This window comes from Streptomyces sp. NPDC045701 (genome assembly GCF_056432045.1).
Genome location: NZ_JBWKJV010000108.1, coordinates 1 through 7114 on the forward strand (window position 1 = coordinate 1; position 7114 = coordinate 7114).

At 64.8% G+C, this 7114-nt stretch carries 4 protein-coding genes and 2 pseudogenes; 5 read left to right on the top strand and 1 reads right to left on the bottom strand.

The genetic code is table 11. The annotated features are described in order from the left end of the window. Nucleotides 1–135: 135 nt before the first annotated feature. The 4 genes and pseudogenes from AC07DW_RS32900 to AC07DW_RS32915 all read left to right on the top strand — a co-directional run bounded on the left by AC07DW_RS32900 (nucleotide 136) and on the right by AC07DW_RS32915 (nucleotide 4107). Nucleotides 136–672: a transposase family protein gene (locus tag AC07DW_RS32900; protein ID WP_478861300.1), complete on the top strand. Its 537-nt coding sequence runs from the start codon at nucleotides 136–138 to the stop codon at nucleotides 670–672. 96 nt (nucleotides 673–768) lie between these two features. Then, a pseudogene (locus AC07DW_RS32905) lies at nucleotides 769–1095 on the top strand (hypothetical protein); the annotation flags it as partial. Nucleotides 1096–1943: 848 nt separating this feature from the next. After that, nucleotides 1944–2459, top strand: coding sequence for an IS3 family transposase (locus AC07DW_RS32910; RefSeq protein ID WP_478861303.1), 516 nt, complete (start codon nucleotides 1944–1946; stop codon nucleotides 2457–2459). A 1003-nt stretch (nucleotides 2460–3462) separates the two neighbouring features. Beyond that, on the top strand, nucleotides 3463–4107 hold the full coding sequence (locus AC07DW_RS32915) for a response regulator transcription factor (RefSeq protein ID WP_478861301.1): 645 nt from the start codon (nucleotides 3463–3465) through the stop codon (nucleotides 4105–4107). A gap of 863 nt (nucleotides 4108–4970) precedes the next feature. Here AC07DW_RS32915 and AC07DW_RS32920 read toward each other — a convergent pair. Further along, nucleotides 4971–5424: pseudogene (locus tag AC07DW_RS32920) on the bottom strand (transposase); the annotation flags it as partial. A gap of 380 nt (nucleotides 5425–5804) precedes the next feature. On the opposite strand from AC07DW_RS32920, the gene AC07DW_RS32925 reads away from it, so the two are divergent. Further along, nucleotides 5805–7114: hypothetical protein (locus AC07DW_RS32925; protein WP_478861302.1), on the top strand; the 1310-nt coding region annotated here is incomplete at its 3' end.

Here is a 7114-nt window from a genome sequence, read left to right on the forward strand (position 1 = left end):
CGGCGCACGCTTCGAAAAGGGCCACCTCATCGAACAAGAAGAGACCCTCGCAGCATGAACCACACCAACTGATCCACAAGTCTTGACTATTGCTCACTGGGGTCCACTGGTTACGACTCCGAGCGAAGCCTCCCGATGGTCGCACCAATCTTCTCCATCGACATTCCGTCCTGTCTCCTCTGTGTCTCCAGACGTCATCGAGCCGTTGTTCCGGTGGACCGCCCGTACGCCACAAGAAGGCAGCTGCCAGGGCTCGCGTCTGGTCTGACTGCAGCGCTGAAATCGGCCGGTGCCCGTTACGTCCTGTCCGATGGGACACTCGCCGAATGCGGCCGAACGGGTGACGGCCGTGCGGACTATTCGGGAAAGCACCGTCGGCACAGGGTGAACCTGCAGGTAGTGACCGCTGCGGACGCCCCCCTGGTGTGGATCTCGCCCGCCCTGCCGGGCCGAACCCACGGCCTGGCCGCGGCCCGGCGGCACCGGATCATCGCCACCTGCATCCGCCTGGGCATCCCGGTCCAGGCCGACCGCGGCTACCAGCGCCGGCGACTCTGTCGCTGTTCCCCACCGACGACGCCCGGGGTAAGGACCTCACAGTCAGAAAGAAGTGCGTCAACCGAGCGCACTCCCGCATGCGATGGCCCGTCGGGAGAACCATCGCGGCGGTGAAGACCTGGCGGATCCTCCGCAAAGCCCGCCGCAAAACCAGCCGGATGACGTCAATCGGCAGCCATCCTCAATCTCGAGACTCACCGCTGAACAGGCTCCCTGTCCTGGGACCAGGGACCGGAGATGGTCGGCCACGGCGCGTTCACGGCCGCCACCGACATCCCGGTCTGCTTCTGCGACCCGGCAAGTCCCTGGCAGCGCGGTTCGAGCGAGACCACGAACGGTCTGGCTACTGCAGTGCCGGTCCTCGTGGACTCCGCCCGGGGCGCACGTGCAGGGCCCTCGGGCAGCCAGTTGTCGAGCTGGTCGATGTTGGCAGCCTCGTCGGAGACGTGCTCGGGCAGGGCCGGCATCGTGCGGGAAGGCTGCACTGACGGGTGCCCTCGGGGGGCGCTCGGCGGGCCCGACTCGCCAACCGACTGACGTCCTGGCTGTCCTGCTTGAGATTTGTCGGCCTGCTTATAGGAGTCAGCCCTTCACCTGCGGGTGACGCCTCGCGGGCGTGTATCGGGACGGGGGCTGTCCGCCGAGCCCGATTGATGTTTGGGCTGTGAGCCCGCGTAGGAGTCTGGTGAGGGAGCCGTCCGAGGGGCCGCTGTCGTCTCGAGCACGCCGTTCAGCTTCTCTGTCTCCCTTCAGGCTTCCCGGTTAGCCCCGCCCGCGCCATGAACGAAGGGGAGGAAGCCAATGGAGGAGGTCAGGGAGGACGACCACGACGACGGAAGTGTCGCCCGGGTCGCGGCGACTCCACATCGCCCCGCCCGACACCATCGGAGCCGACGCGTCCAGCAGGTCTGGACGGTCGCGTCCACCACGAACGTGCGGTAGCCCGAGCCTGCGGACACGGACCCACGCCCTAGCTGCGTGCCGAGGTCGTGAAGGCAGTCCTCGACACCGAGGCCACTCCGGCGAAGGTGGCACGTGAAACCGCGCGCCTGGGTCCGTCAGGAAAGGCGAGGGCCCGCGGGGACAGTCGGGGCGCGTGGGAAGTGCATGACCGGGCCCGGATCGCGGAGCTGGAACGCCGAGTGGGTGAGCTGGAGGACCCAACGCGTTCCTGGTAAAAACATCGGCCTTCTTCGCGAGGAACCAGAAGTGAGCGGCAAATACACGCTCATCACGGCGGAGAAGGCCAATCATGCGGTATCCAAGATGTGTCGGCTCCTCGGCGGCTCCCGGTCCGGATTCTATGACTGGCAGGATCAGCCGCCTGCGGAGTCTGAGCGGCGTCGTGAAGAACTAAAATCGATGATCGCGTATGAAGGAGGCCAATACACTTCCCACGAGTTCGCCAAACCCTTGCCGCCCGATGTGTATCCGGCAATCCACAGGGCGAACCGGATCCTGTCGACAATGCTGCGACTGAATCGTTCTTCGGAAGACTCACGACGGAAAACGTCCACCATCGCAGGTTCGACACCAAGGCGGAAGCACGACGCGAAGTCATGCCATTCATCGAGGGTTTCTACAACCAACGCAGAGTCCATTCCCTCGCATCGGGTGCCGGCCACCCATGGAAGTACTCGATGAGTGTTCACGAACTCACATCGCCGCCTGATATATTATTTGACTGCGTGTCCGAAAAGCTTGGGGCCCATCACGGTCCGGTGACACCACTTTTCCGGTCGATCGAAGGGGCGGAAGTCATGCCGACCTCGGAGGCGGGGGCCCTTTGCGGGGCTACGAAAACAGGTACCTCGTCTGTGTTGGCCAGGAAGCACAGCAGCATGGAAGCTGAAGCCGCCCTCATAAGGTGGGTGCGGCCTGCCTGCTCTTTCTCGGAGTAGCAGGTGCTCAGCGTGGCGTCGAGGTTCAGGACCAGGCCGGGCAGAATGCGTCCCGCGGCACGGGCTGCGGAATGCTCTGCCTTGCTCGGCGGCCGCAGCCAGGCCACTCCCCGGGCCTGGACACGGGCCGAGCGCAGAGAAGTAAACGGGGCGGTGAACAGGGCCTAGGTTCATGCTCCCCCACGAATCAGGCGTGCCGCTGCTGCGCAGGCCCGGCGCACCTACGCACCCCGCGGCCGCACACCTTCCTAGAGCACGGCTGAACGGGAGCGCGTCAATGCCGCAGCCCCGGGCATCATGCCGTCGGCGCAGGCGCCTTCCGCATCTGGGGTTCCTCAAGCCCGGCAGCTCCGCCCCCACCGCTCTCATTGAGGCTGTGGAGCAGCTCAAGGTCTTCTACCGCGGGGAGCGGGACCTGCGAGGGCCCTGACGGACCCGCCCGGTCTGCCGCCACAGAGCAGAACCGACGCCGTCCGATCCGATGACCACGCTGCAGACTTAAACGCCCCCCCACCACGGGACCCAGCCTCCCGTCTGCAGAGAGGCAGGCAGTCATTTCTCCCGCGCCATCAAGCGTAAAGATCACGTGGGCGCACAGCGTTCTGCAGTATAGTGGGCTTGAGAATGACACCTTGGCAGCTGCAGCACAACTTCCGCTTCTGAGAAGCCAGTTAAGCGAGTATGCGATCCCCCCTCCGTGTCACAGAAAACGCTACTAGGAAGCGTGTGTGGCGGCATGCTTGCTGCCACGATGAGCCGCCCATAGGGGACAGCGTCGACGATCCACTAATCAGGGTGCGCGATCACCCCCTGACAGCAAGGCACGACGTGGCCGAGGGAAGCACAGACGAGAAGCCTCTACCGTTGTCGTCGGCCGCGCGGGGACCTTGGCCGCTGCGCCTCTGAGGCGGGGAAGGTAAAGTGAAGAGACAAGCGCATCCGGAAGGTGTACTGCAGCGAGTGATCAGAGCTCGCCTCCAAAGGCAAGGATTGGCTCGAAACTATGCAACCACCGAACAAGGCCACCGTGGTAGTGGCTGACGATCATCCAATTTTTCGTGAAGGCATCTCAAGAGGCCTGACTAACAGTGGCCAGATTGAGGTCGTTGCCGAGGCCAGCGACGGCCCAGCGGCGTTGGCCGCGATCCGGGAGCATAAACCGTCGGTTGCCATTGTTGACTATCGCCTTCCACAGCTTACTGGTATCGACGTGCTCCACGCTGTGGTGAGAGACGAGTTGCCTACCCGTGTGCTTCTGCTTTCCGCGTTCACCGATAGCTCGATTGTGTTTAAAGCAATCCAAGAAGGGGCGGCAGGCTACCTCTCCAAGGACGCCCTGCCTATCGAGGTGGTGGACGCTGTCCTAAGCATTCATCGCGGAAATACAGTAATCCCGCAAGACCTGGCTGGGGACCTGGCTGGGGAGATCCGGGCTCGGGCGATGGACGAAACCCCCATCCTGAGCGAGCGTGAACGACAGGTTCTGCAGGCATTTGCGAACGGAGACAGTGTACCTCAGATTGCGCAGGCCCTTTTCATCAGTGTCAGTACCGTGAAAACGCATGTGCAGCGACTTTATGAGAAGCTAGGCGTATCTGACAGGGCAGCGGCCGTCGCTGTCGCGATGCGCCGGAACATGCTGGAGTAGCACTCATGGGGTGGCGCCCCGATGGAGATCTCGTGCGCCCCTGTGACCCTGGCCCCCGGTCTGCTGGACCGGCTCGAGCCGGGGACTGCTGGTGGCTGACGCGGCATCGTCGGCTCCGGAGCTATGGTCAGCCCGGGCCACAGGCGCCGCTCTTCCTGGTCAGCCGGTGTACCTGACGAGCATTGCCGCCCTTCTTCGGTATCGAAGGCGACACCCACCCGCCGATTCCTGCTCTGGGTCGCGGCCAAGGTGTGGCGTCTGCTGCGCGAGAGATCCTGCGCGCCTCGACGACGCCGCGGGAAAGCGCCCCTCCGCTGCCTGGTTGCGGCGCTGTCGCACGGTCGAAGGACAAGGACGGTCCGAGTGTGGCCGCCGACCTGGGAGGGGTGGGGACCCTTGGGAAAACGGCGGGGTGTCTCCACACCTCAGCTTTAGGATGCCGAGCGGGAGCTGATCTCCCCGTTTCTGTCGGCTGGTGAGTACGGGCCGTACCTGCGAGCTGCGGACGCACTTCGAGGTGTCGTGTGGCATTCAGGAGCGTGCGGAATCGCGGGAGCTTCCCGAACGATTCGGGCACTGGTCCACCGATTCCGGCTGGTTTCGGCAGCGGCGGGATGCTGGGGTGCTCACTGCAGTGTTTCCAGGAGGCGGATCGCCGGAACGTAGCGGGCATACTCACAACGATGGATCAGCTTGCCCACCGCCAGAACCGCGGCTCACGCGGCGGGCGGCCGTTCACCCTGGGCAAGTGGCGGCGCAATCAACAAGATCAAAGACTGGCGCGGCCTCGCTGCTGCTACGACGAAAAATCTCACGCAACCAAGCCGAACTCGAATTAGGGGTCGTTTTAGCCCGGTGTTTTTGAGGCGGCGGGCCATGAGGCCGCTCATGGCGGGGTGCATCATGGCTTCGGAGCGGGTGGGCAGGGTTTCGCAGTCGCGGGCCAGGCGGCGGTGGAGCATGAGCCAGCCGTAGGTCCGCTCCACGGCCCACCGTTTCGGTGCAAGGGTGAATCCCCTGGCCTTGGGTGGCGTTGATTACCCTGTCGATGCCGGGGTGGCGGCATGTTCGACGGGGTGGTGGTGCCGGTATCCGCCGTCGCCCCGGAGTCTGCAGACCCGGGGGTGCCCGGCGGCGGCCTGGTTCAGAAGCTCGGTGTGGGCAACAAAGTCCTGCACGCTGGCCTCGGTGGCCCGCACGGCGATCAGGAGACCGAGGGTGCCGGTGACGCTGCTCCGCTTCCGGCCGACGATCTTCCTTCCCGGCATCGATGCCCTGGCCTGCGCAAGGGACGCTGGTACAGGTCCTGGCGCTCTGGGGCGTCGGCCACGCAGCCGCGGCTCCGCTTCAAGACGTCGATGTCGCCGGTGTCGATCACGTGCAGGCACCTCCATCACGCTTTCGTCCGGCCTTGCCAAGGTACCGGCTGCCACATCCACATTACGGGAGCTCTTCCGGCTCGGATGAAGCCGGTGCTCAAGCCCCTCACCAGCGGTCCGTCGATTGCGGAGCCACCGAAAAGAGGTGACGGGTGGGGGCAGCCGGTGGCTGTGCGCCGGCCGATCGGCCCGGCGGGCTTCCTCCCGTGGCCAGCGTTGTGGGGACAGTGCTGCGCACGATAGTGGGACTGCGCTGGCCGGTGCGCGGCGGCTTGACTGATGTTGAACCTCCACGGCCACCGACAGCGGAGCATGGGTATGGAAATGCGGCGCAAAAACAGGATGAACCTCGCCATCGCGACGCTGCTGGGCACAACGTTGCTCGGCACCGGCGCAGCGGTGCCGGCCTACGCGGAAGACGGGCCTGGGATGAAGACGGCCTCTGCAGAGGGCGGGGCCGACGCAAAGAGCACGGCGGCAGCCACAGTGGCCGACCACGCCACGGCGCCGACGATGCCCGCCCTGCGCCCAAATGAGGTGGTCGCTGACTTCTACGGCCGGGGGTATGACCAGCGTGCGGTCCTGCAATCCGGCCGCGTGAACATCTACGATCACACCGCAAACGGCGGGGGACTGCTGACGTCGTTCGACAGCGGCGTAACGGACTACAACGGGGCAGCTTTTACTATTCAGAGCAAAGCGAAAGATTTCGGCTTGCATACCGCCAAGCTGGCCGGAAATAAGGACTTTCTCGTCGTCGCGGGAAAGCGGAACGCCAGATCAATGGTACTCACTTACACCCTGAGCGACGGGAAATGGCAGGAGGGAGGCAGTCGCGACCTGGGGTGGGCAGAGAATCTTTCAAAAGAATTTCGTGCGGTGTCCGCTCTGGCGGTGTATGGCGGGCGAATCCACCTGGCAGATCACGTGACCGAAATCCCGCAGAACGTTGACTTGGGTGACGGTTCCCCCTGGAGCGACACGAAGGTAAGAACGTTCACCAGGGGCGGGACCGGGCTGGCGGAGGAGTCGACTGCGGTTTCAAAGAAGACGTGGCCGGGGGATCATGCGGTTTCGTCACTGGCGTTTGGTGACCGGGGTGACGGGACAACGGGCCTGGCGGTGGGCCTGCTGGGCGAGAGCGAGTCGCTCTACATGCTGGACGCGGCCTCAGGCCACGTGTACTGGAACGCGTACTGGGGTGACAACCATGATTCGCGGGACGGTTATATCACCCCGCTGGCGCTGGCGTTCGGCCAGTGGCAGGGGCGGCGGGCGCTGGCGGTGGGGTGGAACACCGGGCACACCACCGTGGTGGGGATGAATGCTGGTGCCAACGGCCGCGAGGAGCACCTCGCGCAGGACCGGGCGTGGGCGGATGAGTCGGCCAAGCCGGTGCTGCAGCTGGTGACGCGGATCGGGTTTGTGAAGGATGCCTCCGGCAACGACCAGATTGTCGTAGGCCGGCGGCTGGGTGCGCAGGAGCATTCCAATGAGGTGCTGGTCGCCGCGCCGAACAAGGGCCTGGCGCCGGCGCCGCTGGCCAGGGGCGAGCTGGGCGCTAACGATGAGGGTATGCGTGCCTGGTTCCCCGGCTACCACGTCCAGCGCACCGCGGTGACCAACGA